Origin of the sequence: Marisediminitalea lipolytica (genome assembly GCF_001758465.1) — a bacterium.
Classification (GTDB): Bacteria; Pseudomonadota; Gammaproteobacteria; order Enterobacterales; family Alteromonadaceae; genus Alteromonas; species Alteromonas lipolytica.
This window is the reverse complement of sequence record NZ_MJIC01000010.1, coordinates 844,873-871,775: the sequence shown is the minus strand read 5'-3', so window position 1 is coordinate 871,775 and position 26,903 is coordinate 844,873. Positions and strand designations below refer to the sequence as shown.

At 46.6% G+C, this 26,903-nt stretch carries 27 protein-coding genes and 3 tRNA genes; 17 read left to right on the top strand and 13 right to left on the bottom strand.

Annotation, left to right across the window (positions count from 1 at the left end; all coding sequences use genetic code 11):
• Window positions 1–529 precede the first annotated feature (529 nt).
• The 9 genes from uvrY (at window position 530) to BFC17_RS09305 (ending at window position 8,595) form a co-directional block, all read left to right on the top strand.
• Entirely contained in the window at window positions 530–1,168 is a 639-nt protein-coding gene (gene uvrY / locus BFC17_RS09345) for a UvrY/SirA/GacA family response regulator transcription factor (protein WP_070176161.1), read from the top strand.
• 16 nt (window positions 1,169–1,184) lie between these two features.
• Window positions 1,185–3,002: an excinuclease ABC subunit UvrC gene (uvrC, locus tag BFC17_RS09340; RefSeq protein WP_070176160.1), complete on the top strand. Its 1,818-nt coding sequence runs from the start codon at window positions 1,185–1,187 to the stop codon at window positions 3,000–3,002.
• Between the two features lie 98 nt (window positions 3,003–3,100).
• Window positions 3,101–3,670 (top strand): CDP-diacylglycerol--glycerol-3-phosphate 3-phosphatidyltransferase, encoded by a 570-nt coding sequence (pgsA, locus tag BFC17_RS09335; RefSeq protein ID WP_070176159.1) that lies wholly within the window; start codon window positions 3,101–3,103, stop codon window positions 3,668–3,670.
• Between the two features lie 223 nt (window positions 3,671–3,893).
• Window positions 3,894–3,969: transfer RNA gene (locus BFC17_RS09330), tRNA-Gly, on the top strand.
• A gap of 54 nt (window positions 3,970–4,023) precedes the next feature.
• Window positions 4,024–4,097 (top strand) — tRNA-Cys (locus BFC17_RS09325).
• Between the two features lie 47 nt (window positions 4,098–4,144).
• Window positions 4,145–4,231: transfer RNA gene (locus BFC17_RS09320), tRNA-Leu, on the top strand.
• A 122-nt stretch (window positions 4,232–4,353) separates the two neighbouring features.
• Window positions 4,354–5,079 carry a CPBP family glutamic-type intramembrane protease gene (locus tag BFC17_RS09315; RefSeq protein WP_070176158.1) on the top strand — a complete coding sequence of 242 codons (726 nt, stop codon included), beginning with the start codon at window positions 4,354–4,356 and terminating at the stop codon, window positions 5,077–5,079.
• Window positions 5,080–5,396: 317 nt separating this feature from the next.
• A complete protein-coding gene (locus tag BFC17_RS09310) occupies window positions 5,397–7,298 on the top strand; it encodes a GGDEF domain-containing protein (RefSeq protein WP_070176157.1) in 1,902 nt (633 codons plus the stop codon).
• 154 nt (window positions 7,299–7,452) lie between these two features.
• Entirely contained in the window at window positions 7,453–8,595 is a 1,143-nt protein-coding gene (locus tag BFC17_RS09305; protein WP_229680901.1) for a serine hydrolase domain-containing protein, read from the top strand.
• 51 nt (window positions 8,596–8,646) lie between these two features.
• Here BFC17_RS09305 and BFC17_RS09300 read toward each other — a convergent pair whose 3' ends face one another.
• Together BFC17_RS09300 and BFC17_RS09295 are read right to left on the bottom strand one after the other, a co-directional pair.
• Window positions 8,647–9,480, bottom strand: coding sequence for a nitrate- and nitrite sensing domain-containing protein (locus BFC17_RS09300; RefSeq protein WP_070176156.1), 834 nt, complete (start codon window positions 9,478–9,480; stop codon window positions 8,647–8,649).
• A 9-nt stretch (window positions 9,481–9,489) separates the two neighbouring features.
• Complete coding sequence (locus tag BFC17_RS09295) at window positions 9,490–10,638, bottom strand: methyl-accepting chemotaxis protein (RefSeq protein WP_070176155.1); 1,149 nt, start codon at window positions 10,636–10,638, stop codon at window positions 9,490–9,492.
• A 363-nt stretch (window positions 10,639–11,001) separates the two neighbouring features.
• Between BFC17_RS09295 and BFC17_RS09290 the strand changes: the two genes are divergently transcribed.
• The 8 genes from BFC17_RS09290 (at window position 11,002) to BFC17_RS09255 (ending at window position 17,328) form a co-directional block, all read left to right on the top strand.
• A complete protein-coding gene (locus BFC17_RS09290; RefSeq protein WP_070176154.1) occupies window positions 11,002–11,817 on the top strand; it encodes a mechanosensitive ion channel family protein in 816 nt (271 codons plus the stop codon).
• A gap of 93 nt (window positions 11,818–11,910) precedes the next feature.
• Entirely contained in the window at window positions 11,911–12,771 is an 861-nt protein-coding gene (locus BFC17_RS09285) for an AraC family transcriptional regulator (protein WP_070176153.1), read from the top strand.
• A gap of 125 nt (window positions 12,772–12,896) precedes the next feature.
• A complete protein-coding gene (locus BFC17_RS09280) occupies window positions 12,897–13,724 on the top strand; it encodes a sulfurtransferase (RefSeq protein ID WP_229680913.1) in 828 nt (275 codons plus the stop codon).
• On the top strand, window positions 13,717–14,439 hold the full coding sequence (cobB, locus tag BFC17_RS09275; RefSeq protein ID WP_070176151.1) for a Sir2 family NAD+-dependent deacetylase: 723 nt from the start codon (window positions 13,717–13,719) through the stop codon (window positions 14,437–14,439). Before BFC17_RS09280 ends, cobB begins: the two co-directional genes overlap by 8 nt.
• 12 nt (window positions 14,440–14,451) lie before the next feature.
• Window positions 14,452–15,078 (top strand): LysE family transporter, encoded by a 627-nt coding sequence (locus BFC17_RS09270; RefSeq protein ID WP_083271675.1) that lies wholly within the window; start codon window positions 14,452–14,454, stop codon window positions 15,076–15,078.
• Window positions 15,079–15,162: 84 nt separating this feature from the next.
• Window positions 15,163–15,912, top strand: coding sequence for a hypothetical protein (locus BFC17_RS09265; protein ID WP_070176150.1), 750 nt, complete (start codon window positions 15,163–15,165; stop codon window positions 15,910–15,912).
• Window positions 15,905–16,696, top strand: a complete 792-nt coding sequence (locus tag BFC17_RS09260; protein WP_070176149.1) for a glucosaminidase domain-containing protein — start codon at window positions 15,905–15,907, stop codon at window positions 16,694–16,696. The genes BFC17_RS09265 and BFC17_RS09260 overlap by 8 nt, the downstream gene beginning before the upstream one ends.
• Complete coding sequence (locus BFC17_RS09255; RefSeq protein WP_070176148.1) at window positions 16,693–17,328, top strand: DUF2987 domain-containing protein; 636 nt, start codon at window positions 16,693–16,695, stop codon at window positions 17,326–17,328. The genes BFC17_RS09260 and BFC17_RS09255 overlap by 4 nt, the downstream gene beginning before the upstream one ends.
• A gap of 58 nt (window positions 17,329–17,386) precedes the next feature.
• Here BFC17_RS09255 and rssA read toward each other — a convergent pair whose 3' ends face one another.
• From rssA to ccoO, 11 genes are all read right to left on the bottom strand, one after another.
• Window positions 17,387–18,358: a patatin-like phospholipase RssA gene (rssA, locus tag BFC17_RS09250; protein WP_070176147.1), complete on the bottom strand. Its 972-nt coding sequence runs from the start codon at window positions 18,356–18,358 to the stop codon at window positions 17,387–17,389.
• A gap of 6 nt (window positions 18,359–18,364) precedes the next feature.
• Window positions 18,365–19,291, bottom strand: coding sequence for a tRNA 2-thiocytidine(32) synthetase TtcA (gene ttcA, locus BFC17_RS09245; protein WP_070176146.1), 927 nt, complete (start codon window positions 19,289–19,291; stop codon window positions 18,365–18,367).
• Between the two features lie 169 nt (window positions 19,292–19,460).
• Window positions 19,461–20,378 (bottom strand): universal stress protein UspE, encoded by a 918-nt coding sequence (uspE, locus tag BFC17_RS09240; RefSeq protein WP_070176145.1) that lies wholly within the window; start codon window positions 20,376–20,378, stop codon window positions 19,461–19,463.
• A gap of 123 nt (window positions 20,379–20,501) precedes the next feature.
• Entirely contained in the window at window positions 20,502–21,239 is a 738-nt protein-coding gene (fnr, locus tag BFC17_RS09235) for a fumarate/nitrate reduction transcriptional regulator Fnr (RefSeq protein WP_070176144.1), read from the bottom strand.
• Between the two features lie 26 nt (window positions 21,240–21,265).
• The gene (locus BFC17_RS09230; RefSeq protein WP_070176143.1) at window positions 21,266–21,934 is read right to left on the bottom strand and encodes a sulfite exporter TauE/SafE family protein; all 669 of its coding nucleotides are present in this window, start codon (window positions 21,932–21,934) and stop codon (window positions 21,266–21,268) included.
• Window positions 21,927–22,127: a cbb3-type cytochrome oxidase assembly protein CcoS gene (gene ccoS / locus BFC17_RS09225; protein ID WP_070176142.1), complete on the bottom strand. Its 201-nt coding sequence runs from the start codon at window positions 22,125–22,127 to the stop codon at window positions 21,927–21,929. The genes BFC17_RS09230 and ccoS overlap by 8 nt, the downstream gene beginning before the upstream one ends.
• A 9-nt stretch (window positions 22,128–22,136) precedes the next feature.
• Window positions 22,137–24,515, bottom strand: coding sequence for a heavy metal translocating P-type ATPase (locus BFC17_RS09220; RefSeq protein ID WP_070176141.1), 2,379 nt, complete (start codon window positions 24,513–24,515; stop codon window positions 22,137–22,139).
• Window positions 24,515–25,006, bottom strand: a complete 492-nt coding sequence (locus tag BFC17_RS09215; RefSeq protein WP_070176140.1) for a FixH family protein — start codon at window positions 25,004–25,006, stop codon at window positions 24,515–24,517. The genes BFC17_RS09220 and BFC17_RS09215 overlap by 1 nt, the downstream gene beginning before the upstream one ends.
• 144 nt (window positions 25,007–25,150) lie before the next feature.
• The gene (gene ccoP / locus BFC17_RS09210) at window positions 25,151–26,107 is read right to left on the bottom strand and encodes a cytochrome-c oxidase, cbb3-type subunit III (RefSeq protein WP_070176139.1); all 957 of its coding nucleotides are present in this window, start codon (window positions 26,105–26,107) and stop codon (window positions 25,151–25,153) included.
• Between the two features lie 5 nt (window positions 26,108–26,112).
• Window positions 26,113–26,289 (bottom strand): cbb3-type cytochrome oxidase subunit 3, encoded by a 177-nt coding sequence (locus BFC17_RS09205; RefSeq protein WP_070176138.1) that lies wholly within the window; start codon window positions 26,287–26,289, stop codon window positions 26,113–26,115.
• A 1-nt stretch (window position 26,290) separates the two neighbouring features.
• Complete coding sequence (ccoO, locus tag BFC17_RS09200; protein WP_070176137.1) at window positions 26,291–26,896, bottom strand: cytochrome-c oxidase, cbb3-type subunit II; 606 nt, start codon at window positions 26,894–26,896, stop codon at window positions 26,291–26,293.
• Window positions 26,897–26,903: the final 7 nt, after the last annotated feature.

Genomic DNA, 26,903 nt, shown 5'->3' with positions numbered 1-26,903 from the left:
GCTGCCCTTAATTTATTAAGGGTGAGCGCCAAGGACGGCGCGAATGAATCCCTCACTCTCCGCCATATTTAAGAAGCCCGCACATGTTGCGGGTTTTTTATTGCCTGAAGGAAAGTACCACAGCTAACCGTGAGGGTGAGAACCCCCTTTGTTAGCTGATATAGAGGGGAGACAAATCGGCAGTAAAGCCTGTTTACAACGCCCTCAGGATGCCCTTAATTGACTCAGGGGGGGCGCAACTGGTACCCCTTCTACAACATTATAAAAAGCTCAATTTAAACATAGTTTTATCTTGTAAAAAGCAAAGGTTACATCGCCTATTTGCAATTAAGAGCCATCCTATCGTGTTTAAATTATACGTATTGGGCAAAATAGCGTTTTTTTAACACTTACCTTTATCGCCTTTTTTGTTAAAATGCAGACACTCGCACAGGAACAGGTGCAAATTGCTCGTCAAAGAAGTGAGAGACGAGAGGGGTTTAGGACACCTTCCCTATATAACGATTAAAATAACCGAAGTGAGTATTACATGATCAAAATAGCGTTAGTAGATGATCATGACCTGGTAAGAACGGGTATCAGACGTATTCTTGAAGATGTCGCCGATTTTTCTGTTGTTTGCGAAGCAAAAGATGGGGAATCCGCAGTCAAGAATTGCAGGAAGCTTGCGCCTGACGTTGTATTAATGGATTTAAATATGCCAGGCATTGGTGGTCTTGAAGCCACGCGTCAAATTTTAAGAATGGGTGAAAGCATCAAAGTCATCGGACTGTCGATGCAAAAAGAAGATCCGATTCCATCACAAGTCATTCAGGCTGGTGCCTTTGGTTTTTTAACCAAAGATGCAGAGCCGGAAGAAATGATCAACGCCATTTACAAAGTGGCTTCTGGTCAGAAATACCTGAGCCCGGAAATTGCTCAGCGTATTGCCATGAGTAAATTATCACCGGATAACGTTAACCCGTTTTCAGATTTATCTGGTCGTGAGCTGGATATTGCTATTCGCATTACCCGTGGTCAGAAAGTCCCGGACATTGCCGAGCAATTGCATATTGCCGCCAAGACCGTAAACACGTATCGTTATCGCTTGTTTGATAAACTCGAAATCAGTACCGACGTTGAGCTAACCCACCTGGCCTTGCGCCATAAGCTTATTGAACTGTCGTAGTTACTGACAGGACTCAATGACAGAATTTGATTCTAATGCGTTTTTGAAAACGCTAACTCATCAGCCTGGCGTATACCGCATGTATAACGCCGCTGATGAGGTAATTTACGTCGGCAAAGCCAAAAACCTCAAAAACAGGGTGTCCAGCTACTTTAAACAACATCTGGATAATCCCAAGACCATTGCGCTGGTAAGTCAGATTGCCCGCATGGATGTGACGGTTGTAAACAGCGAAACCGAAGCTTTTCTGCTGGAAAATAACTTCATTAAAAAATATCGCCCGCGTTATAACGTATTGTTGCGCGACGATAAATCATATCCTTTTATCTTCTTATCTGCTCACGAGCATCCGCGGCTCGATTTTCATCGTGGCCCGCAAAAGCGCAAAGGCGAATACTTCGGGCCTTATCCCAGTGCCTGGGCGGTCAGGGAAAGTCTGCGCACCATGCAAAAGCTGTTTCCCGTTCGTCAGTGTGAAGACAGTTATTATCGCGCCCGCAGCCGGCCTTGTTTGCAGTATCAGATGCAACGTTGTTCAGCTCCTTGTGTAGAAGGCTACATCAGTGACGAAGAATATGCCGAGCAGGTACAACTGGTCCGCTTATTTCTGAAAGGCAAAAACCAACAGGTTATTAATTCACTGGCTGATAAAATGGAGGCGGCCAGTGAACAGCTTAATTTTGAAGCGGCGGCACGGTATCGCGATCAAATCAGCGCGCTGCGCAAAGTGCAGGAGCGTCAGTGGGTGGCAGGCACCCAGGATGAAATGGACATCTTTGGTTTTGCTTATCGGGCGGGCATGGCGTGTATTCAGGTGATGTTTATTCGCGATAGCCAGCTACTGGGCAGTAAGGCGTTTTTCCCTAAAATCCCTTCTACCACAACCGAAAGTGAAATATTCGAAGCCTTTCTGCTGCAGTTCTATCTTGCTGGCAACAAGGTGATCCCTAAGCAGATAGTGATACCGCAAAGCTTGTTCGATGAAACAGCGATAGCCGAATTGCTGAGCCAGGAAGCTAAGCACAAAGTTCGCTTTTATCGTGGGGCCAGAGAAGAAAAACGCCAGTATTTACAATTAGCGCAAGCCAACGCTAAAAATGCGCTGGACGCTCAGTACGGCCAGCAAAAATCCGTGTTTGCCCGCTATATCGACCTAGAATCAGCGCTTGAATGGGATGATCCCATCCAGCGTATGGAATGTTTTGATATCAGCCACACTTCAGGACAACAAACGGTGGCATCCTGTGTTGTATTTAACCGGGAAGGGCCACTTAAGAGTGATTACCGGCGTTACAATATTGAAGGCATTACGCCAGGCGACGATTACGCTGCCATGGCCCAGGCGCTTAAACGCCGCTATAAAAACGTGCAGGATGCCCAGAAGATCCCTGACATTCTGTTTATCGATGGGGGCAAAGGGCAGCTAGGGCAGGCCGAAGATTTTTTTGCTGACTGGCCGCATGATAAAAAACCATTACTTATTGGTGTCGCTAAAGGTACCACCCGAAAACCGGGGCTTGAAACCCTCATTCTGGCCGACAGTCACGAAACCATTCCGCTCAATGCTGACCGCCCGGCGTTACACCTTATTCAACATATTCGGGATGAATCACACAGGTTTGCAATTAGTGGCCACCGTAATCGCCGACAAAAGGTAAAAACCACCAGCTCTTTGGAATCGATTCCTGGGGTTGGAGCAAAGCGTCGTCAGGCATTACTCAAATACATGGGCGGCTTGCAAGGGCTTAAAAAGGCCAGTAAGTCTGAAATTGCCAGTGTGCCGGGTATCAGCGAGGAACTGGCCGATACAATTTACGATCACTTACATGCCTAGCTGGCACCGGCTTAGATTAAATTGAATTGGCAGTTTCTTAAAATGGTATATCGTGTGACAATAAAGCCAATAATAAGGAAACCCCTCCGAGTAGTTTTATGTGGACGATCCCAAACGTAATTACCTTAATCCGGGTAGTTCTTATTCCAATATTTGTTTGTGTGTATTTTTTAGATTGGCGCTGGGCCAAGGAATGTGCTGCCTTTATTTTTTGGTTTGCTGCCATTACCGATTGGTTTGATGGTTATCTGGCTAGAAAACTGCAGCAATCCACACCATTTGGTGCTTTTCTCGATCCGGTTGCCGATAAACTCATTGTTGCCGCTGCACTGTTAATGATCACCCATTCTTATGATTCGGTGTGGATTACCGCGCCGGCCATTTTATTATTGATTCGCGAAATTTATGTATCGGCACTGCGCGAATGGATGGGTTCGCAAGGGTTGAGAGACACGGTAAAAGTGTCTTTTATCGGCAAAGCCAAAACAACTGCGCAAATGTTAGCCTTAATTGGGCTGTTGTCAGGCCTGGAAGAATTTATGGGATTCCCGATTTATTGGGTGAGCCTGGGATATATTTTGCTTTATATCGCCACATGGTTGTCGGTTTGGTCAATGATTAGCTACACAAAAGCTGCCTGGCCTTACCTGTCAGGCATTCAAGAATAGCGCTTTTTTGAGCTAAATGACGGATTTGTGACCAAACGATTCAAATTTGGTGAAAATACCGGCGAATGCGTTTTTTAGTTGTTGACACATTCGTTGGGGTAAGTAAAATGCCTCCCACATTCGAAGCAGGACATACTGACTAGAACGGAACACAGCAACTCGCCAGAGTTTGCACCACACGATAAGTGAGCCTTTCAGGAAAGTTAACCAGCAAGAAAACAAAGCGGGAATAGCTCAGTTGGTAGAGCACAACCTTGCCAAGGTTGGGGTCGCGAGTTCGAGTCTCGTTTCCCGCTCCAATTTCTCGAATGTTGCGTTTGCAGTAGACGGCCTCTCGTCACAACGCAATCAAAGGCGGAATGGCAGAATGGCTATGCAGCGGATTGCAAATCCGTGGATCTCGGTTCGACTCCGGGTTCCGCCTCCATTTTTAAAAGGGCAACCAGCCCTGACCAGCACATCAGTGCAACCCATGCCCGGGTGGTGAAATTGGTAGACACAAGGGATTTAAAATCCCTCGCTGGTAACAGCGTGCCGGTTCAAGTCCGGCCCCGGGCACCATTTCATTTCTCGCACTCACCCACAGAAAAATATTCACTTACAGTTTATCAGTTGTTGCTTGCAGCAAAGATATTTAGGCTTTGATTTTCGAAATGGTTACGATTAGAAGAGTCATAAATTCCATGCAATCAAATAGCCGCACAATTTGGCTTCAGGCCTTATGGCTTTATGTTATTACTCTGGCGGCGCAATTCAGTAATATTGCTTATCAACTGTCAACAGGAGGTGGTGAACTTCTGCCGGTCCTGTTTCCAAGTTTTATGTTTTTATCGCTCCTGACTATTCCCGCTATTCTCGTAGGAGTGCATTTTGGCCATGCTTTTGGCCTCGGGCTTGTTAATCAAACGCTGGAAAACAAACAGCGAATTTATCGCGGACTAAGATTCGCAGTAGCAACCGGAGTGATATTAGGTACCGCACTGCTGATCCTGCGAGGCGTATTATCATCTCAACTTCCCGCTGACCTGCCGGAATATGGATTTAGGGGGCCAGTGGGTGGATTGTTGGTTTCGATTGGTGCCGGTATTGGCGAAGAAGTTTGGTTTCGATTTGGTTTGATGACGTTAATACTCTTCCTCGTCCAAAAACTGATTGGATCTAATGAGTTAAACGATCGGATAGCTTTTATGGTTATCCTGCTTGTCGGAATTGGTTTTGGTCTGGCTCACCTTCCGCAATTAACGTCGTACGGGGCAGGGAGTCAGTTTGCAATCTGGGCCACTATGCTTGGTAATATGTGCGTATCAACCTTATATGGATGGTGTTATTGGCGCTTTGGGCTTATTTTTGCGGTGGTTGCACATACCAGTCTGGATTTGGTTTTACACTGTTTTCCTGCATTCTTTTAACTGAAACTGGTTACTTACTTTTACGACATTAATTCGGTTCTGAGAATTGTTGCCGTTAAAATTGTACAGCCAAACTTAGCTAACTCAAGTTGTTCATGACTACTGCTGTCTACCAATCCAAATAAACGAGTAACGACTGAATCGCCTATTGAGTTGATTTTTTCGCACAAAAACCAAGCTGGTAAGCCCATGATAGTCCCATTCGGCGCACCATTTCTTATTCCATTAAATTCCCTGTATTCAATGTGTTGCATAATAGCTGAGTGCTAGGTACAGTATTCCTACTAGTTTGCAGTTAACGCACTAAAGGGAATTTTGTGTTTAGAACTACGTTTTTTCTTATCTTTTTGTTTTTTTCGGTAAACCCAATTTCCAACGTTTATGCCGCTGAAGATGAATCAGCGCTTTATCAATATGCTAATCTTTTTAAATATCGCAACGATGCATCGACGAGATTCATTGAAAAAACGAAACAAACGGATTTATTAACTGCAAACACTGCAGTGGCGAGAGTTTTCCGCTTCATTTACTCCCACGCTCAATCTGACTTAGCTGAATATTCATTATTCCCGCATATTTCTGAACCGACGGATGCTGACTGGAATACATTCAAAGAATTGGACGAGTTGTATTATGCCAATGCCAAAGCACTTATTCTGGGTTTCATCAAAAGGGATTTAGACAAACTAATCCGGCTTAAAAAAGAGATGATTGTGGCGGGTAATAAAGCTGCCATCGCTCAGGTATCGAGCGTTTTATCTATTGTTTATCTTGATTATGAGCAGGATTCGTTAAACGCGCTTGCTGAATTGCTATATGCACTACCTGAGATACAACCCAACATGAACAAAGCTGTCTATGGCTTTTTTTATGATAAAGAATTAGTGCTATTTCATATCTACTGGATCCTTTATGATTTGGGGGCATACGAGTCATCTTATCAGTATGGTAAAGCTTATTTTGCGTTATCGAAGGAGACGTCACCTGAGCTGATATCGTCTGCGGACTACTTCCTGATGGTGATGCTAGCCAGTCAGTTGGGGCTGTTTGAGGAGGCTTTTGCCTATTCTGATGAGTTCCTGACAAAAGCTGAGCAGGGACAACCCTCTGATCAGCTTTATGCCATACTCGCTAAAGTTGTTGTTCTGGCACGTCGTAATGCCCCTGGTGATATTGAACAAGCGCTTAAATTGCTGTCACTGAGTAAACCTGATATTCAGCGAGAAGATTGGAATGCCATCGACGAAGCAAGGGCACTTGCTGTTAACGCAATGGAAGCCGGTTTACAAAGAAATGTATCGAAAGCTTATCAGTTAATCTCAGATCTTAAATTACTCGCCAATGACCCGGCGGAGCCATTTCACTCAGTCGATACCAAGAACCTCACTGAATTAGAGCGATTCATAGCTGAATATAACCTTGACTCTGAACTGGCAGCTATAACCAGTTTAAAGCTCGTGCAGCACGAACACGGTAAATTATTAAACGCGCTGAATAACCGGCTGGATTCTTTAGGCCGCGAAATGCAGGCTGATATTGAGTTGGTAAATGTAGAGAAGATGAAGGCTCAAAACATTACCCAGCGACAGGCAATCGAGACCGCCAACCTCAAAACTATTATCCTCCTGCTGGTTATTACGCTTGTTGCCACGCTTGCTGCGTGGCTTTTCGTGCAGCGCCGTCGTACACATCATCTCGCTTATACCGATCCCCTTACCAGTGCGCCAAACCGGCGTTTTATGTTTAACCTCTTGGCAAAGGCTTTTGCTAAACCCCGAACTGGTAATTGCATTGCCTTAATCGATATTGACCACTTTAAACGAGTTAATGATACGTACGGGCACCAAACGGGCGATGAGGTATTAGTAGCCTGTAGCCGAGTTATCAGAAGTCGGTTACGCAGTACTGATCAGTATTGCCGTTATGGTGGAGAAGAATTTTTGCTATTGCTCAAGGAAATTTCCGTGCCTAAGGCAAAAGACATTATGGACGATATTCGGCTCTCGCTGAGTGGCATAAATAAGTGGCAAAGTACTTCTGCCAATTTCTCTGTTTCATTTTCCTGCGGGCTGGTAGAGCTAAGTCAGTACAACGATATTGATGATGCTATCGCCCATTGCGATAAGTTACTCTATACCGCCAAGAATAAGGGCAGGGGACGTACCATTACCACTTCTCTAGAGAATGATATTGTGGTTAACCCGTTGCAAACGGTGTAATTAATTTAGCTTGATTGCTATAGCCCTATTTTTGTCCACTTGGATGATGACGCTATAACAGTTTATTGTTCTGTGTTAGAGACGTCTGGTTAGCAATGCTGGACTTTAGGTATCATTTTGTTTTCATGCCTGGAGTACAATTAGCGGCATTCTGATGAATGATGGTGAAGTTATGCGTATAACAGCGTTTTATTCTGTGCTGCTCTTTCTGCTAGTTGTTAATCCAGCCTGGGCAACTAATGCAAATTTTGTTGAGTTGGATAACCAGCTTCGTCAGCAGGATTTTGCTGGTGTGATTTGGATAGCGAAGGGCGACTCCATAGTACATAACGAATCTTTTGGGCTGGCTAATCGTAAGAAGAATATTACTTTTTCTGATAACACGGTTTTTGACATTGGCTCTATCACTAAACAATTTGTCGCCAGTGCTGTTTTGCTATTAGCTGAGCAAAACAAGCTTTCTGTGAATGATCCCCTCACCTTGTTTTTTGCCGATGTACCAGCAGATAAGCAAGCTATTACGTTGCATCATTTACTAACCCATACTTCAGGGTTGCCTGCGCTGTTATCTAACCATCAGCTTTACGATGTTGTTCCATATAGCCTATTGCCACAAAAAGCATTTTCCGAATCGCTACAGTCGCTACCGGGCGAGCAGTATCTCTATTCAAATATTGGCTATAGCTTACTGGCCAGAGTAATTGAACTGGTGTCTGGTCAGAATTGGGAAGGATTTATCCGGGAGAATTTGCTGATACCTGCAAAGATGACTGAGACAGGCTACCGGATACCAGAATATGCTCCTCATCGATTAGCCATTAACTATGGCGCTGATCAAAATGGCTTCCAGCGATTATTTAATCTTCAGGCGAAAAGCAAAAGTGTGGGTCACTCATTGGAGCATCGGTTTAAAACACCGGGAGAACGCTGGATTGAAGGGGCCGGTGGATTTATGTCAACAGTAAACGATATGCAACGTTGGTTTCGGGTTTTACGAAGCGGAGCTATCTTAACGGAAGCTTCATGGCAGCAGATTTTTACCCCGCATGTGCAAATAAGCGAGAAAGTGTTTTATGGTTATGGCTGGTCTGTCAGAGAGTTTGAAGCAGGGAAAAGGCTTATAACTCATAATGGCTCCAATGGTTATTCTTTTGCTGAATTCAGCTATTTTCCAGATGAAGATGTATTCGTATTTGTTGCCACCAACGAAAGGGACGAATACCCGGAAGCTATCATCAACGATATCAAACGAGCAGCGTTATCCGCAGATAGTGCCGTGCCAACAGTAACGCATTAGTCAGGGGCAGACACCTGGTTTTCCCATGCATCGCAACGAGGCGGGCCTGCTTCAGCCTAGTTTGTTCACTATAGCGTTAAGCTCGTTGTCCAGCAGGGTATTGCATTGATCCATAGTTGAACTGGCGGTAGCAAAATACTCCTGATTGCCAATGCTTACCTTATTGGGTTTAATCAGCTGTTCGTTAATAAGCGATACCAACTGTAAACAGGCTTGTTTTGCCTGATTTAACTGGCTGTTTTCTGAAACCTGCGCAACAGCAGACAGCTTATTAAACACGGTATCGCTCATCAGGTTAATTTTCTCGCACAAGTAACCAAGTTTTACTTTATCAATTTGGGTCGATTCACCTTTTGTCGCTGTAGCTACACCCACAGCACGGGCTTGTCCTATATATTCAACGAGTTGTGGAAACTCACGCCACAAAAAATGCGTATCTTTAAGTTGCTGTTCCATATCAGAAAACTCAATGTGCTCAGCAACATCCTGGAGCAAATAGAGTAGGGTACCAATCAGGCTGGTGTGCTGTTTAAAGCTCTCCGGGGCGGTTAAGCCCATGCTGGACGACTCCAGACGTTGCCAGTGGTCGAGGTAAGCTTCCCAGCGTGATTCGATGTTGACTTGCTCAAGTTCGTTAGTTTGCTTTATCAGGCCGCTAATTTCATTTCTGAGGGCATAAATGTCTGTAGACGCCGATTGGTTACCCTGTAAATAGGTCGCTGTCAGGCCTCGGTGTTTCTGGGTTAACCCAATAATTCGTTTTATTATGGCGACCAGTGTAAGGGTGGATTGAAACTGCTGTTTTTGCTTCTTTTTAGTTAGTCCCAGTTGAATGGCGACAAGGATAAACAAGAGTGCGATCAGTGCGGAAATCACGAAAATCATTGCTGCCTCCTAGCGGGTTGTCAGGGTACGAAGATAATCTGCTACCGTAGAAGTCTGTTGGGCAATGCTGGCGTTTTCCATTGCGCCTTCTACTACTCGTTCAATACTTCTGGATATTTCTTCGGTTGCCTTACTCTGTTGTGTTGTAATTGCCGATACCTCAATTACCTGTAATTTTGAGTGCTCTGACTCGCTTTCAATGTGGTTCAGTATTTCAGAAGTACTTAGCGCTTTTGCTGAGCAGGTTTGCGAGCGTTGGGTAACCTGATGCATTTTATCTGCTACCAGATTCCGCTGCGAATCCAAATCGGCCATGTGACGGCTTATGGTGTCAGCGGTTTCTCTGCTGCTGGCTGCGAGATTGCGAACTTCGTCTGCCACAACGGCAAAACCTCGTCCCATTTCGCCTGCGCGTGCAGCCTCTATAGAAGCATTAAGAGCCAGCAGGTTTGTTTGTTCAGCTATAGTCTGGATAGCGCTGGTTAACGATAAAACGGTCTCAATAGACTCACCCAGTACCGTAATTGCTTGTTGCGTATCGCCCACATCTTTTAACACCATGTCAAACTCGGCGACTAAATCTGAGATGTTCTGTGAGCCCTGATGAGCAAAGTCTGTTGCGCGCTCGGCCGCTTCGTTTACCCGGGAAAATTTCGACACGATTTCGCCGAGTGAAACGGTTAATTCATTTACTGCTGCGGCGGTAGATTCTGTGGCTGCAGATTGTTCGGTAGCATTAACCGAGACTTTATTAGCTGAGTCTATCATCTGTAATGAGGAGTATTTCATTTCGGAAAAATACTCTTCAAGTTTGTCCCGTTCCCGGGAGATTTCTTTGGTTAAATCGAACACCGATTTTAAGTGATTTGTCAGAATGCTGGGGGTAGACGCAATTAACTCTGAATCGTCGTGCTGCTGGCTGGCCCGGGCAAGGATTGCATCAATGGTAAAGAGTTCATCAAGCAAGCAAACCAGCATGGATAATATCAGCGAGCTCATTACTACACCGCATAACAGCGTTACCGGCAGATAGGCCTCTGGGGACAGAGCAATGTAAAGATAACCGGCAAGATTAAAAAATATGATTAAAAATGCGCCTTGTTTAAGGCCAAATGCTTTGATAAGCACCAAGGCAGGCAACGCAATCATTGATTTCATTCGCTATCCTTAAATCAGAAAGTCCGGGATTACATTGTGTATTTATGTAATTTTTTATTTTGTAATTTAATTACTGCAAAGTTAAGACCATTTTTTTGTATAAATGAAGTAAATAAAATGAATAACTTATAGGGTTATTAGGTAAAACGCGCACCTAAATGAGTCAAACTTGCCCCAAAATGGTTGGTTTTCCTGTTAATGCTGTTTTATCACTCTCTACAAGCTTGGTTGAAATACCCGTAACGTCAAGTTTAATCAAAGTGCTAATTATGAAAATTAACAACACTCGGCTTAACGTGTTGTTATGCTGCAAAATGTTGTTTATTCTCTGATGGTTATCAATCAACTCAATAAGCCACTTCTATGCAGGACGAATTACAACAGGCGCAGGTCCTATACGATACCCTGGTTGAATTTGCTGTTACCTATAGCTTTCAGTTATTTGGTGCGCTGGTCATCTTGTTGGTGGGGTGGTGGATAGCCAGCAAGATTGGCAGTGTTGTTGAAAATATGATGGTTGGTCGTGATATTGATATCACACTGAGCCGTTTTACCGGCGGGGCCAGTAAACTCGTTATTTTGGCGTTGGTCATCATCATTGCTTTGGGCAATCTCGGGATAAGCGTAACACCCCTTATCGCGGCGGTTGGTGCCGTAGGTTTGGGGGCTGGCCTCGCTATTCAGGGGATGCTGGCTAACTATGCCGCGGGTTTCACTATTATCATCACGCGCCCGTTTGTGGTGGGAGATACTATTCAGGTGTGTGGTGTAGCCGGGGTCGTAGATAAAGTCATGTTGCCCTATACCATCTTAATTAACGAAGACAACGTCTCAATTCAAATTCCAAACAAGCTGATTGTTGGCGAAATTCTACATAATTCTGCAGCGCAGATGCTCATTGAGCTTGAGGTAGGTGTTGCTTATACCAGTGATATCGACAGCGTTACGCAAATTATTGCAGATGCGGTAAAAACCGTAGACGGAATTTCGCCGGATAAAGAACCGGCCATTGGCGTTGATAGCTTTGGTGATAGCAGCATTAATTTTGGTGTACGCGTGTGGGGAGAAACCACCCGTCACTTCGAAATTCGATACGCCCTGAATGCTGCCATTTTTGCCGCACTAAAACAGGCGGAAGTTGAGATCCCCTTCCCACAACGCGAAGTTCGCATGCTGTAGTGCACAAATAGCAATATCTGCCGGGCGCGGTGTTACGCGCTCTGGTAGCCTGTTACAACGGATGGCACTTGCCGGCTGGAAACGTAACGCACTATGCAGGTTCAACAATTACTGAGTTATTTACAGGCTAATCACGATAAGGCGGTTTCCCTCGCTGCATTAGCGAAGGTTTGTGGTTACAGCCCGTTTCATTTTCAACGCTTGTGCACGCAGCAACTGGGGCTCGGCCCCGGTAAGCTGAATGAGCTAATACGCTTGCATCGCGCTTATCATCTGCTGCTGTTTCGTCGGTGGTTGTCGGTAACTGATATTGCCTTTGATTGCGGCTACCAGTCTTCCGATACATTCAGCCGCGCTTTTAAACGGGTTACAGGATATACACCACAACAGTTTAAACAGGGCAATAGCCATCTGCCATCCCCTTTACAGCCTTACTTAACGCGATGGAACAAGGAGTTAGCTATGCCTGTTAATGCAGAATTTGCTGATAACGTATTGATACATACCCTGCCTGAAATACAGGTATGTGCACTGCGTCATACCGGGCAACCAGCCCGGCTTAATAACAGTATTCAACGGTTTATCGGTTGGCGCCGGGAAAATAAGTTGCCCCCGGCGTCTTACCGTACCTTTAACTTTTTACATAATGATCCGACAACCGTAGCCCCCGACGCATTTTGTTTTGATCTTGCCTGCGAACGGCCGTCCAGAGCGGTTTTACTCGCTGATGACATGCGCTATGACACGATACCAGCCGGCCGCTATGCCTGCTTAAAAGTGGTTGGTGGTGATTCGTACCTTGAGTCGGCAGTCAATTACCTGACCACAGACTTCCTTGATGCCTATAACGAAGAGATGGCGGACTTTCCTGTCATTGTAGAGCGCGTCACTTTTTACCCTGAGGTGCCTTATCATCAGGCAGAAAACCATATCTTTCTGTTATTAAGTAAATAATTTAATTATTGGCCGGAAGTTTGGCATAATCCTGTGTAGCAATATCTCATATCACTCTGGCAAGCGTGTCACGAGTGATGCAGTCATTTTTTGTGTTGCATGTCGAGGAGATAACATTGCCACGAGTGATTTCGGTAAACGACATAAGTGTTAACGACCTCAGCCAGTATGTTGTGTTGTTTGCATCCATGACCAATCCGGTCTCCGGTAAAGCGGATGATCCGGCTGACGGTTTTTTACCCGGCGCGATTAAATTCGATTTAGACGGTGAGGGTAGCGATCACCAGTCATCTTTACCGCATACCCTGCCTGCGGCTGCAGAACTTAGTTCGCTGTTTGGAAAACTTGGCGTTAGCGGCGATAAACCCGTATTAATTTATGACAACTCAGGCTTGTTTTGCGCGCCCAGAGTATGGTGGATGCTGTCGGCTCTGGGTCATCCCAACGCGGTAATTTTAAATGGTGGTTTGCCGGCGTGGAAAGACGCTGGTCATCCTGTTGCCGATACATTGGCCGAGCCGATACCGGCCGGGTTTGCCGGTGAATATCAGGCTGACTGGTTTTGCGGTAGTGATACCGTAGTGGCTGCCATTAACCATGGCGATAAGTCGGTATGGGATGCACGAAGTCGCCCTCGTTTTGAGGGCTCGGCACCAGAACCTCGCGCTGGCTTACGCAGTGGCCATATGCCGGGCGCAGTGAATGTGCCCTTTAACGAACTCCTCGATAACGGGACTACTTTAAAGTCGCCCGCGGCGCTAACAGCGTATTTTTACCAACACCAGGTTAGTCTGGAGCAGCCAATCATTTGTAGCTGTGGCTCTGGTGTTACCGCCTGCGTTATTGGTTTGGCTGCCTTGCAGGCTGGCGCGCAGAGTGTCACTGTTTATGATGGCTCCTGGTCAGAGTGGGGCGCTGATGAATCGCTGCCAGTAGAGGTATCTCATGGATAATGTATATAAACCCAGAGTAGTGGTACTCACCGGTGCGGGCGTGTCGGCTGAATCCGGGCTCAAAACCTTCAGAGACAATAACGGCCTGTGGGAAAACCACCGGGTCGAAGATGTGGCCACGCCAGAGGGGTTTGCGGCGGATCCGGCATTGGTTTACCGCTTTTATAATGAGCGCCGTGCTCAATTGCAGCAACCTGATGTACAGCCAAATCCTGCTCACAAAGCGTTGGCGAAACTGGAACAGGCATTAGGTGAACAGTTTTTATTAGTTACACAAAATGTTGATGATCTGCATGAACGAGCGGGCAACCAGCGGATCCTGCATATGCATGGCAAATTATTGTCTGCACGCTGCTGTAAAACTGGTCGAGCCATAGTGTGGCAGGATGATTTTGACGACACCACAGAATGTCGCTGCTGCCTGCCCGGCGAACAAATGCGGCCTGACATTGTTTGGTTTGGTGAAGTGCCAATGCACATGGATGACATTATCATGGCGCTGGCCCAGGCGGATGTATTTATCGCCATTGGTACTTCCGGACAAGTTTATCCGGCAGCTAATTTTGTGGCGATGGCGGCGGATAGCGGGGCTCGAACGATTGAAATTAATCTGGAACCCAGTCAGCAAAACAGTCTGTTTGACGAGCATATTGTGGGCCGCGCAGGAGAAGTGCTCCCCGAATTTGTAGCGGACTTCATAGAGCAATACTGTTAAGTGATGTTGAGTATGGAATATGCCTCTGAATTTCTCACTATTGCCCTGGTGCACCTGGTTGCAGTAGCCAGTCCTGGCCCTGATTTTGCCATTGTAGTGCGTAACAGCGTTAGTTACGGCCGCCGCATTGCAATGTATACCAGTGTTGGTATTGGTTTAGGGATCCTGCTGCATGTGGCCTACTCGTTGGTAGGGTTAAGCGTTGTGATTAAAACCACGCCATGGCTTTACTCGACTATCAGTTATTTATCGGCGGCTTATTTACTGTATCTGGCCTGGGGCGCTTTGCGCGCAGGCCCTTCAGACTCCGCGGCTACGGTAGCGTCTGCCGGTCAGCGGCCAATGATTTCTCCGCGTAAAGCGCTTATCAGCGGCTTTTTAACCAACGGACTTAATCCTAAAGCTACGTTATTCTTTTTGTCATTATTTACCGCAATAATCAGTATTGATACACCAATCATGGTCAAGTCGCTCTATGGCTTGTACCTTGCGGTGGCAACCGGAACGTGGTTTTGCTTTCTTTCTTACCTGTTAAGCACGTCTAAAGTTGCCCGATTAATTGGTGATAAAGGCTATTGGCTCGACCGTTTAATGGGCGTTGTGTTGGTAGCACTGGCTATTCGTCTGGTTACGTTGTAAAGCAATCGCGCAACACTACCTGAGATTTGGGTCACTTACCCGGCAGTGATATACTCCGCCCGATGTCATTAATGAGATACTATTTTGAGCGAAAACAACCAGTCTCCAGCTAACAATACGCATTTACAGCGCGCCCTTGCTGGTGAGTATAAATTTAATATCAAAGGGTTATTTTCCGAGGCCCAAAGCCTGTACAAGCAGCATCTTGGCATGCTGTTAAAAGCAACCGGCTTGCTGATGCTGATTGGTGTGGGCTGCACCATGCTGTTGATCCAGGCACTGGGGCTGGATATGACTTCAGTAGAGAGCATGCAAAGCAGTAATGCCGGATTACTGGATATTTTTATGCTAATAATCATGACGCCGCTGATAGTGGGTTTTCGCATGTTAGGCGTTAAACTCTCTACACACACCGGTACCAGTGTGAAAGAAGTCACCCAGTATTTTCCCTATGTATTAGTGCTGGTAACGGCAAATTTACTGATTAGCCTGTTAACCCAGATTGGGCTTAACTTTTTAATTTTGCCCGGGCTTTATATCTACATGGCTACTCAGTTTACGGTTGTGCTGATTGCCGAGAAGCGACTGGGGCTGGTTCAGTCTGTGGTGTTGTCGGTAAAGGTTGTTAACCGTTATCTGTTTCCGTTTACATTGCTTCTGTTGGCCTTTGTGCTGATGTTTTTGTTGATTCTGCTTACCATGGGACTGGCAGTATTGTGGGTTGGTCCCATTTATGTACTGGTAATGGGGCGCTTGTACGCCGATCTTTTCGGTTTTGCGCAAACTTCGCAACAGCTGCATAGCGGCGGCAAGGACTCGATACTCGATGCATAAACGGGAAACCAGTAAAATTATCTTAATTGCGGTTGCGGTGATGGCAATAACCGTGGTGTTAGCCTGGATGACAGGCACCCGTGAGCCCGATATTCTGGATGTACCTGAAACAGAGCAGGCTGAACAGCCCGTTCCTGATTTTGCAGCTGTAGAAGATACCAAAGCACGTAAACAGGCATTTTTTGCTTATCTGAAGCCCGAGGTTGAAAAGCAAAACGATTATTTACTGAGTCTGCGTCACTACTTGCAAACGCTACAGCGTCAGCTGACGGCCGGGAATACACTTACCGAAGACGACAACGAGCGATTGGAGTGGCTCGCCGAAGAGTACCGGGTTGATCAGAATATGCCCGCCGACAAGCAAATCAAGCAGATGCTTAACAAGGTCGATATTTTGCCGGTGGAGCTGGTTTTGATGCAGGCTGCTAATGAATCAGCCTGGGGGACGTCCCGGTTTGCCCAGCAAGGCTATAATTTTTTTGGCCTGTGGTGTTATCAAAAAGGCTGCGGTTTTGTGCCATCACGGCGCAGTAGCGGTGCCAGCCATGAGGTAGCCAGATTTGATAACCTGTCTCGAGCTACTTACACCTACATGCGAAATATTAATCGCCATGACGCATATCGTGAGCTACGTCATATCAGAGCGTCTTTACGTCGTGCACAATTACCGGTAACGGGCCTGGCTCTGGCTGAAGGATTAATGAATTACTCCGAACGCGGAGCGGCCTATGTTAACGAACTACAAAATATGATCCGCTACAACAAAAGGTTTATTACCGAATGAAACGTACTCTTTTAGCCGTTGCTTTACTTGCCTCTGCCTTTAATGTTTGCGCTGAGGTGGTTGAAGTAGAATACAAACGTTTTTACAGCCATGTGAAAAAATTAAGCGGCGAAAATACTGCTGCACTACAGTTTGCTTTTGGCTTTTTACGGGTGGGTACCACACACCTTTGCAAAATTAATACAGCAACTATCGTGACGCAAAAACAGGATATTCCCCTAGAGGTATCGCCAGAGCAGCGCTTTTTAGTGCCTAAGGAAAAAGCACTAAATTTAGCCGATGCGATGGTAGTGATTGATCTTGATGAAGCGGCAAACTTGTGTGATATGTCGGTGCAGATAGAAACCACAGCAGAGCATTTAAAAACCGAGTACTCGGCAGAGGACTTAGCGTTTATTAAACAACAATATGAAGCGTTCTTTAACGAAATGGGTGGGTTTTTATCCTTTATGATGCCGTCGGTAAAAGGCTTAACGTTTCGCTTTAGTGATAGTGAGTTAGATGCCATGGTGCCTGGCGCGCCAGCAATTACCAACGGCATGCTGATGCTGGATAATGACTGGCTGGCTGAAGGAAAGTCACTGAAACTGCCGGTTAAACCGCTTCGAATTACGGCGCTGGCAAAGAGTTAAAAAGTGCCGGCAGGCAATGGTGTGGTATTGAGTGCCAGCACCATTGCTATGCTACTTTTCATTCCTGTTTTGCGTCGTCTGCTTCTGCTTTTTCGGTTAACGCTTCCTGATCAACTGCTGAAGGCGGGAGCACTTCGTCTAGCACCAGCTGATAACGAATTTGTTCTGCCAGTCTTTTAACTACCTGCTCGCCGGTGTCGCAAAGTTCCGCACAGCGATGAAACTCCATTAATCCCACGTCGGTTAACGTTGGCTCAATAAGAATATCCGGTGGCTCACCAGCCAGACGCGAACGGGTAACCCGGGCCTGCAGGATTTCCAAAGAGCTGCTCATAACACTTAAAATACCGGGGGCGTGTTTGCTGTTATCTTTCGGCTCTGGCGAAAACCACTGGCGAACGACGTCCTGACTTTTTTTGAAGAAGTGCTCGTTTTTTTCCTGAAACTCTTCGTGGCGTAACGTTTCGCGAGCAATTTGCAGTGGTCTGAAGTCGGCGTTCAGGTTTACCGCTATGACAAAATCTGCGCCCAGCTGACGGCATAAATTTACCGGAACAGGGTTAACGACGGCGCCATCAACCAACCAGCGCTCTTCATAAGCAATAGGGGAAAACAGCGCAGGGATGGCACAGGATGCCTGTATAGACGTGCCGACATCCCCCTTGTTAAACACCACTTCCCGGCCTGAGTACAGATCGGTGGCCACACAGGCAAAGGGTTTTTCCATTTCTTCAAAGGTAGGGGCGCATAAATCGCTGGCCAGTTTATCGAATACCTTCTGACCGCTGGCCAGGCCGCCGCGGCGAATACCAATCCCCATCAGACTAAGGGTCTGCCATTCTGTAAGTGACGAAGCCCATTCCTTGAGTTCATCGAGTTTACCACTGGCATAGGCAGCACCCACGTATGCACCTATGGAGCAACCTGCTACCACATCAATTTTAACGCCCAGTTTTTCCAGCGCCTGAATAACACCTATGTGCGCCCAACCACGGGCAGCACCGGAACCCAGCGCGATCCCAATTTTCATAGCCACTTATTCCGTCAAGTTTACAATAGTGATGGACTCTGCAGTGTCAGGATGTGGTACGGTGTCGAATTCGGGAGCATCAAATGCGATATCGCCCTCGGGTTGTGCTTCGCCTGTCGCTTTAATGGCCTTAAAGTCGTGCAGGTTTTTGTCAACCAAATGAGAAGGGGTCACGTTTTGCATTGCCCTGAACATAGACTCAATACGCCCCGGAAAACGTTTATTCCAGTCCTGTAACATCATCTTGATGTTTTGCCGCTGCAAGTTTTCCTGTGAACCACATAAGTTACAGGGAATGATAGGAAATTCAACAGAGGCGGCGTATTTTTCGATATCCCGTTCGGTACAGTAGGCCAATGGGCGGATCACCACATGTTTACCGTCATCACTCACCAGTTTTGGCGGCATTGACTTTAATTTACCGCCATGAAACATGTTAAGAAACAGGGTTTCAAGCATGTCATCACGGTGATGACCAAGGGCAATTTTAGTTGCACCAAGCTCGGTTGCCGTGCGATACAGAATGCCACGACGTAAGCGTGAACATAGCGAACAGGTGGTTTTACCCTCTGGGATTTTCTCTTTAACAATAGAATAGGTGTCTTCCTGCACGATTTTATAGTCGATACCCAGCCCATTAAGATATTCTGGTAAAATGTGTTCAGGAAAACCGGGTTGCTTCTGGTCCAGATTAACCGCCACAATATCAAAACTAATTGGGGCAATGCGTTGCAGGTACATCAGTACATCCAGCATGGTATAGCTGTCTTTACCGCCAGACAGACACACCATAACCTTGTCGCCATCTTCAATCATGCCAAAATCATCTATGGCTTTACCCACATTTCGACGAATGCGCTTTTGTAACTTGTTGAAGCTGTATTTCTGCTTTGACTGAGTGGCAGCGGCGGCAGTATTGATGTGTAAACTCATATAATCCAAAACCCATATTGCTATGGCGGGCATTATACGCGAAGCAGTTTATTCACGCACTACCGATTGCCCATTGCTTAATTGGCACCAGCCGCTGCTGTACAGAGTGCATGAGGCTGCTATGGTTTTACAAAAACAAAAGGCAGCGGGCCGCTGCCCGCTTGATAGATTAACTTACCGGGCTGATAAAACCATCAGGCTTAATTGCTAACACATCGCAGTTCAGCTCATCAATAACGTGCTCAGCGGTGTTACCAATTAGCGCGGCAGAGATGCCAACACGACCGACAGTGCCGATAATAACAAGTTCTGCGTCCAGTTCACGGGCAATCTGGGGAATGGCTTTTTCTGGCAGGCCCTCGCGAACGTGGCAATTATCCAGCGGAATAGAAAAACGTGCGCTGTGTTTTTCCATTTCTTCCAAATGATGATTTTTTACTGACTGATTGTAAGTCTCGGGATCAAACTCAGGGACTTCTATGGCGATATTCAGTGGTGTGCCGGGATAGCAATTAGCCAGATGTACGTGACCGCTCAAAAGTTTGGCGTAGTCCTGTGCGATTGTGGTTAACGTGTTGTTTAACTGTGCGTGTTCGCGATCTTCTGTGCCTACATTTACTGCGGCAATGATTTTACCATCCTGCGGCCAGTCATGCTCTTTGACTAACAGAACCGGGGCAGGGCATTTACGTACCAGATGCCAGTCGGTTGGCGTGAAGATAACGGAGCGCAAGTCATCATGTGAACGGGTTGCCTTAACCACGATATCTGCGCTTAACTCAATAGCCGTTTTGATAATGGCTTCATAGGGGCGGTTGTTCCAGGCAACCAGAGCCTGAATTGGCTGACTGTATTGTGCCAGTTGTTCCTGCAGCCAGGTGGTACGCTCTTTAACCACCGCTTCACGCATTGCCTCGCGCTCTTCACCTGAGAGCATGGTGGTCATTTCGTATGAAAAATCGTAAATGGTCATTAGCGCGGTAATCTGAGCACCGGTTTTGTCGGCTAATTCCAGAGCGCGGGATAAGGCAGGCTGGGTATCTTTTTCGGGTTCAACCACGGCCAGAATTTGGCTGTATTCGATCATGATGACACTCCATTAATGTATTGGCTACATTAAGAGTGTATCTCTGCTGTGGCTGTTTCTCCAGTTTGTCGATTGCTTGGGATCAACGAACTGATAAAAAAGGAAAAACAGCCGGCAGATAACTTAGCAGATGGTGGTAGTAGGAATGTCCATACTATGCAGTTTGGCATCCATGGCTTCAAAATCGAGAATAGTAATTAATTTACCATCCACCTGAATGATGCCTTCTTTCTGGAAGCGTGTAAGTAAACGAGAAATCGTTTCTACCGTTAAGCCAAGATAATTACCAATTTCGTTCCGTGTCATGCTCAGATTGAACTGACGCGGTGAGAAACCACGATCTTCAAAGCGTTTGGATAAATGCGCAAGAAAATAAATCAGGCGTTCTTCGGCAGTGCGTTTGTTAAGCAGCATCATCAGGTCGTGATCCTGTTTAATTTCGGCACTCATAAAACTCATGATCTGATGGCGCAGTTTAGGAAATTGCACCGACATTTTATCCAGCGTTTCGTAGGGCAGTTCGCATACCATCGCTGTTTCCAGCGCCTGAGTATAGCTCTGGTGTGCATTTTCGCGCAGCGCATCAAAACCGATAATATCGCCGGGAAAGTGAAAACCAATAATTTGCTCTTCGCCGTCTTTACTACTCACAAAAGACTTAAAGGAGCCTGCGCGTACCGCAAACAATGAATTAAACTTATCGCCGGCTTTAACCAGCTTATCGTGTTTGTGCAGTGGTTTTTTACGCTCAATAATATCATCAAGCGAATCGAGTTCAGTTTTATTTAACGAAACTGGCAGGCACAAATGGCTGAAACTACAGCTCTGACAATGAATCGAAAATTCTGAGCCTTTTGACATAGATTACGTCTCCGTGTGGGCGTCGGCTAATTATTACCGTTTAGGGTGCGGTAAATCAAGAAAACCCCATATATTATAAGCAAAATTGCGACTAATGACTTAGCTTTAGGCTCTTGCAGGACTTTTATTAGCCAGCCAGCACCAATGCTAACCGCAATCAGGGCCGGTAGCGTACCTAAGCCGAAAGACGCCATAACCGCGGCTCCATGCCAGCTACTGCCCGATACTAGCGCCCAGGTCAGGGTAGAATAGACCAATCCGCAGGGTAACCAGCCCCAGATAATACCGTAAGGTAACGCCCACAACGGGGACTTGAACGGGATAAAACGTTTGGATAGCGGACGAATACGTTGCCAGAGACCATTGCCTAAAGACTCCAGTTTTGCCAGTCCGCGCCACCACTGGGCCAGATATAAGCCCATGGCAATCAGCATTGCCGCGCTAATCAGCTGGAATACCATAAGACCATGGCTCACTGAAGCACGCGCAATTTGCCCGAGTAAGCCGGTAATCGCGCCGGCGATGGCATAGCTGATAATACGCCCAAGATTATAACTAACGATATAGGGTAACGGCTGGTTACCTGCGGGAACAGCGGTGCGTAACGCCCCGGCAATGCCGCCACACATGCCAACGCAATGTAACGAACCGGCAAGACCCACTAAAAACGCCGAGATAAAGCCAAAATCATTCATGATCGTTTTTGGCTTTGTCCTGGTCTTCGGCTTGTTTACGTTGCTCTTCGGGTAAGTCGTCGTCGAAGAGAATGCTGTACCCGTGGCGCTCGAGATCCTGAAACTGGTTAGACTTTACCGCCCAAAAGAAAATACCTATCGCCACCGCTACTAAAATGATAGCTAAAGGGATGAGGACATAGATAATACTCACGTATCCGCCTTATCGTAATAATCGGGTCGAGTTAGAAACCACAATGATACTACTTAATGACATCCCGATCACTGCCATCCAGGGGAGTAATAAGCCGGAAACCGCAAATGGCAGGATTATCAGGTTGTAAGCCAGTGCCCACAGAATATTTTGTCTGATTTTCCGGCGGGTTTTACCGGCAATATCCAGCAAGGCTGGCACTGAGGTTAAAGACTCACTCAGCAATACCACATCGGCCGCATTACGGGCGATATCCGTAGCGTTACCTACCGCAACAGACACATCGGCACTGGCCAGTACCGGCGCATCATTGATGCCGTCGCCCAGCATCATTACCTTATTCCCCTGGGTTTGCAGGGCCTGAACGGACTGATATTTTTGTTCTGGTGTCAGACCGCCGCGAGCAACGTTAAGCGGCAACTTAGCGGCAAGTTTATCCACATTGCGCTGAGTATCGCCGCTAAGCAAAACCAACTGATAGTTTCTGAGTTGGTCCAGTGTGGCAGCTGTATCAGCCTTAAGGCCATCGGCAACTTCAAATGCCGCAATCACGGCGTTATTTGCCGTCAGGTACACATTGGCTTCGATGGGAACCTCATTGGTTATTACCTGAGTAAAACTGGCCGAACCTAACTGGTAGTGCACGCCATTGATATTACCCTGAATCCCGCCACCCGCGGCGACGTCGAAATCAGTCACCACCAGATGCTGCTCACTGGTAAAAGCATGGCTGATAGGGTGCTCTGATCTGGCTTCCAGACTGCATGCAACAACAAACAGGTAGTCTGCATTCATGTCTTCGGCGAACCAGGTATTAACAATACTGAATTTACCTTCGGTTAAGGTGCCGGTTTTATCCAGTGCAATGGTGTTGATAGTGGTGAGTTGCTCAAGCGCATCAGCGCGTTTTAACAGGATCCCCTGTTTATTTAAGCGCGCCATGGCGCAGGTAAGCGCGGAGGGCGTCGCCAGCCCCAATGCACAAGGGCAGGTTGCCACCAAAACGGCAATGGATATCCAGAATGCTTCATCATTACCCTGGCCATACCAATAAGCAAAGGTCAGGGCACTTATTACCAGTACGGCGGTAACAAAATAACGCGAAAATGAATCGGCTAACTGGGCAGCTTTTGGTTTATTTGCCATGGCCGTAGCCTGCAACCGAATGATTTGGTTAACCAGCGCGTATTTTAATTGCTGATGTACTTCGACGGTTAAAGTACTTTGCTGATTTACCGTACCACCAAAAACTGCGGCACCGGCGCCTTTGTGGACTGGTTCAAACTCACCGGTTAACATGGATTCATCAATGGCTGAGGCACCCTCAATAATGCGCCCGTCAACCGGAATCGTCTCACCGGCTTTAACCAGTACTTTATCCCCCACCTGAAGGTGTTTAGCCAGGCAGGGCTCAAGCTGTCCATCAGCGAGTAATTTGTGCGCTGTTACCGGGATATACTGCATCATATTGGCTGATATCTGAGTAGCGCGATGCCGCGAGCGGTGTTCCAGATAGCGGCTAAGCAGCAGCAAGAAGATAAACATGCAGATGGATTCAAAATACACATCGCCGGTTTCCAGTAATATGGATTTAATGCCAGCGATGTAAGTACCAAACACGGCTATGGTTACCGGCACATCCATATTTACGGTACGGGCGCTGAGTGCCTTAATGGCGCCAAGGTAAAAGGTGCTGCCAGAATAAAATACGACTGGTGTGGTGAGAACCAGAGCGACCCAGTAAAAATACTGGCGGGTTTCCAGCTCAATAGCGCCGAATAAATCAAAATACAGTCCGGTCATCAGCATCATCACCTGCATGGTCATAATGCCGGCCAGCCCCAGTTTCTTTAAAAACTGCTTTTGCTCACTTTTGTAAGATGCTTCATGTTGATCGGGCTGAAAGGGCAGTGCGGTATAGCCAATTTTCTTCAGCGCTTTTAATATGCCGCTTAAATGAATGGTTTCAGGTGACCAGGTGACCGCAGCACGACGTTCGGACACATTTACCGAAACCTGAGCGATACCATTGACTTTGGCCAGCTGTTTTTCAATAAGCCAGCCGCAGGCGGCACAGGTGATCCCTTCCACAGTAAGTTGAATTTGCTTATTGTTACCTTCATCGTAAACAAAATCTTCCTGTAACGACGGATCATCATACATGGCGAGTTTGGACAAGGTATCCTGAAATTCCACGTCACCCTGAGCTGCGGGCTCGGTGCGAAACTGGTAATAATCTTCCAGGCCATTTTCAACAATGGACTCAGCCACTGCCTGACAACCCGGGCAACACATTACCCGGTCTTCACCAAGAATAACCGCATGGTAGGGGCTGTTCTCTTCAGCCGGAAGACCACAGTGATAACACGCTATTGCAGTCACATTCATCAGGGGATAAATCGAATCTTATCGTTACGGGGTAAAGACACTTCCTGTTGCACTTTCCAGGCTTCATCCATTGGTGTGAGCGACACTCGCCATTTACCGTTGGTATCCACCTCGGTATAGCCGCGGTAAATACCGCTGGCGTCGCGGGTCAGTAGCATGGTGAAGTCCTTATCTTCCAGTGTTACGTGGTAAAAACTCAGCTTTAATGCATTTCCTGACTCGGGAATACCACTGTGGAACTCCAATGCGATCTGGCCATCAATAACGGTCAGGTCGGTCATAATGCGCATACGGCGGGCTTGTTCGACTTTTGCCATGCTGGCGTTAATCGCTTTACCTTCTTTGTAATAGTCATCAATGACCAACGAGTCTTCGGTATTGGCGGCAAAATTCACCAGAAAATACGCCATGATAAATGACGAGGTAGGTACGGCAATTAGAAACCACGGCCAGAAATATTTGTACCAGGGTTTTGTATCTGTTTTTTCCATTACTGCATTCCTAATGAACTTTATGGAACCGGTTGAATATCGATACGGATAAATTTACCAGCAAGTTTATGCGTATCGGCACTCATGTACCTTGAATAAAAAAGCCCCGTAAAAAACGAGGCTTTTGCATTATATTTTAAAATCTTAGTGAGACAAGCTGTACACGTAAGTAGCAACTACGTGAATTTTGTTGTCACCCAGGGTTTTCTTGAACGAAGGCATTACACCGTTACGACCGTAGGTCAGGGTTTCGGTGATAGCACGCTCAGAACCGCCGTATAACCAGGTGTTGTCAGTCAGGTTAGGCGCACCAAGCATTTGGTTACCTTTACCGTCCATACCGTGACACGCCGCACAGACCATAAAGCGGGCTTTACCTGCTTCTGCCAGGGTGTCATGGTTTTCTGCCATTTCACGGCCACTCAGGCTCAGTACGTAAGCTACGGTTTCTTTGATACCTTGTTCACCCATCGCATCGATCCACGCTGGCATTGCCGCGTTACGACCGTTAGTCAGGGTTTCTTTGATCTTGGCACCAGTACCACCGTACAACCAGTCGTTATCAGTCAGGTTAGGGAAGCCCTGGTTACCGCGGGCATCAGAACCGTGACACTGAGAACAGTTTTGCAGGAATAAACGCTGACCTACTTTTACCGCTTCTTCATTTTTAACCAGTTCTTCAACCGGTACTTTTGCATAAGCTTCAAAGATTGGGTCAAACTTCTCTGCAGCGAAGTCCAGTTCCCGATCGTACTGAACCAGATACTCGCCTTCCTTCGCGTCAATACGCGCCTGTGCAGATTCTTCTAACGTACGTACATCCTGGTTCGAACTTCTCCAGCCCAAAAAGCCTTCAAATGAACCTAAGCCAGGGTACAACGCCAGGTAGAAGAAACTCCATACGATTGTTAGGTAAAACAGAATGGTCCACCATCTTGGCAGCGGATTGTTGATTTCTACAATCCCGTCAAATTCGTGTCCCATTGACTCGCCTTCCGGATGGCCGGTGTAGTTGGTCAGGTTCCAACGTAACAGCAAGTAACTTCCGACTATGGTTCCCAGTGTGATCACAGAGATCCAAATTGTCCAAAACATGCTCATGAGTGTTAACTCCCGCTATTCTTTCTTTGCTTTGATTCTTCTTTGTCTTCGTCAGCGAACACCAGGTTAGCGGCTTCGTCGAACTTCTTTTTGTTACGACTACTAAATGCCCACCAAACGATGCCAATAAAGACGACGAAGACGATGACAGTAAAAATGCTGCCTACAGTACCCTGGTCCATATTATTTCAAATATGTGCCAAGGGATTGTAGATAAGCAATAAGGGCTTCCATTTCGGTTTTGCCTTTTACTGCCGCTTCTGCACCTGCGATATCTTCCGCTGTGTAAGGCACGCCCAGAGTTTGGAATACTTCCATTTTCTTAGCAGTGTCTTCACCGGTTAACGTATTTTCTGCTAACCATGGGAAGCCTGGCATGTTTGACTCAGGTACAACATCGCGAGGATTAATCAAGTGAACACGGTGCCACTCATCACTGTAACGACCACCAACACGGGCCAGGTCTGGTCCAGTACGCTTAGAACCCCAAAGGAATGGGTGTTCCCATACCGACTCACCAGCAACAGAGTAGTGACCATAACGCTCAGTTTCAGCTCGGAATGGACGAATCATCTGGCTGTGACAACCAACACAACCTTCACGGATGTAGATGTCACGACCTTCTAATTGCAGCGCAGTGTAAGGCTTAAGGCCCTTAACTGGCTCCATAACCTGCTGTTGGAACATCAGCGGGGTGATCTGAACCAGTGCACCAAAGCTGATAGCGATTAAGATAAGAACAGTTAACAGACCAACGTTCTTTTCAATTATTTCATGTGGATTACGCATCTCTACT

What these genes read in the sequence shown, in the direction of transcription:
- uvrY (WP_070176161.1), top strand. Translation starts at nt 530, where the DNA reads ATGATCAAAATAGCGTTAGTAGATGATCATGACCTGGTAAGAACGGGT.
- uvrC (WP_070176160.1), top strand. Translation starts at nt 1,185, where the DNA reads ATGACAGAATTTGATTCTAATGCGTTTTTGAAAACGCTAACTCATCAG.
- pgsA (WP_070176159.1), top strand. Translation starts at nt 3,101, where the DNA reads ATGTGGACGATCCCAAACGTAATTACCTTAATCCGGGTAGTTCTTATT.
- BFC17_RS09315 (WP_070176158.1), top strand. Translation starts at nt 4,354, where the DNA reads ATGCAATCAAATAGCCGCACAATTTGGCTTCAGGCCTTATGGCTTTAT.
- BFC17_RS09305 (WP_229680901.1), top strand. Translation starts at nt 7,453, where the DNA reads ATGAATGATGGTGAAGTTATGCGTATAACAGCGTTTTATTCTGTGCTG.
- BFC17_RS09300 (WP_070176156.1), bottom strand. Translation starts at nt 9,480, where the DNA reads ATGATTTTCGTGATTTCCGCACTGATCGCACTCTTGTTTATCCTTGTC.
- BFC17_RS09295 (WP_070176155.1), bottom strand. Translation starts at nt 10,638, where the DNA reads ATGAAATCAATGATTGCGTTGCCTGCCTTGGTGCTTATCAAAGCATTT.
- BFC17_RS09290 (WP_070176154.1), top strand. Translation starts at nt 11,002, where the DNA reads ATGCAGGACGAATTACAACAGGCGCAGGTCCTATACGATACCCTGGTT.
- BFC17_RS09285 (WP_070176153.1), top strand. Translation starts at nt 11,911, where the DNA reads ATGCAGGTTCAACAATTACTGAGTTATTTACAGGCTAATCACGATAAG.
- cobB (WP_070176151.1), top strand. Translation starts at nt 13,717, where the DNA reads ATGGATAATGTATATAAACCCAGAGTAGTGGTACTCACCGGTGCGGGC.
- BFC17_RS09270 (WP_083271675.1), top strand. Translation starts at nt 14,452, where the DNA reads ATGGAATATGCCTCTGAATTTCTCACTATTGCCCTGGTGCACCTGGTT.
- BFC17_RS09260 (WP_070176149.1), top strand. Translation starts at nt 15,905, where the DNA reads ATGCATAAACGGGAAACCAGTAAAATTATCTTAATTGCGGTTGCGGTG.
- BFC17_RS09255 (WP_070176148.1), top strand. Translation starts at nt 16,693, where the DNA reads ATGAAACGTACTCTTTTAGCCGTTGCTTTACTTGCCTCTGCCTTTAAT.
- rssA (WP_070176147.1), bottom strand. Translation starts at nt 18,358, where the DNA reads ATGAAAATTGGGATCGCGCTGGGTTCCGGTGCTGCCCGTGGTTGGGCG.
- ttcA (WP_070176146.1), bottom strand. Translation starts at nt 19,291, where the DNA reads ATGAGTTTACACATCAATACTGCCGCCGCTGCCACTCAGTCAAAGCAG.
- uspE (WP_070176145.1), bottom strand. Translation starts at nt 20,378, where the DNA reads ATGATCGAATACAGCCAAATTCTGGCCGTGGTTGAACCCGAAAAAGAT.
- fnr (WP_070176144.1), bottom strand. Translation starts at nt 21,239, where the DNA reads ATGTCAAAAGGCTCAGAATTTTCGATTCATTGTCAGAGCTGTAGTTTC.
- BFC17_RS09230 (WP_070176143.1), bottom strand. Translation starts at nt 21,934, where the DNA reads ATGAATGATTTTGGCTTTATCTCGGCGTTTTTAGTGGGTCTTGCCGGT.
- BFC17_RS09220 (WP_070176141.1), bottom strand. Translation starts at nt 24,515, where the DNA reads ATGAATGTGACTGCAATAGCGTGTTATCACTGTGGTCTTCCGGCTGAA.
- BFC17_RS09215 (WP_070176140.1), bottom strand. Translation starts at nt 25,006, where the DNA reads ATGGAAAAAACAGATACAAAACCCTGGTACAAATATTTCTGGCCGTGG.
- ccoP (WP_070176139.1), bottom strand. Translation starts at nt 26,107, where the DNA reads ATGAGCATGTTTTGGACAATTTGGATCTCTGTGATCACACTGGGAACC.
- BFC17_RS09205 (WP_070176138.1), bottom strand. Translation starts at nt 26,289, where the DNA reads ATGGACCAGGGTACTGTAGGCAGCATTTTTACTGTCATCGTCTTCGTC.
- ccoO (WP_070176137.1), bottom strand. Translation starts at nt 26,896, where the DNA reads ATGCGTAATCCACATGAAATAATTGAAAAGAACGTTGGTCTGTTAACT.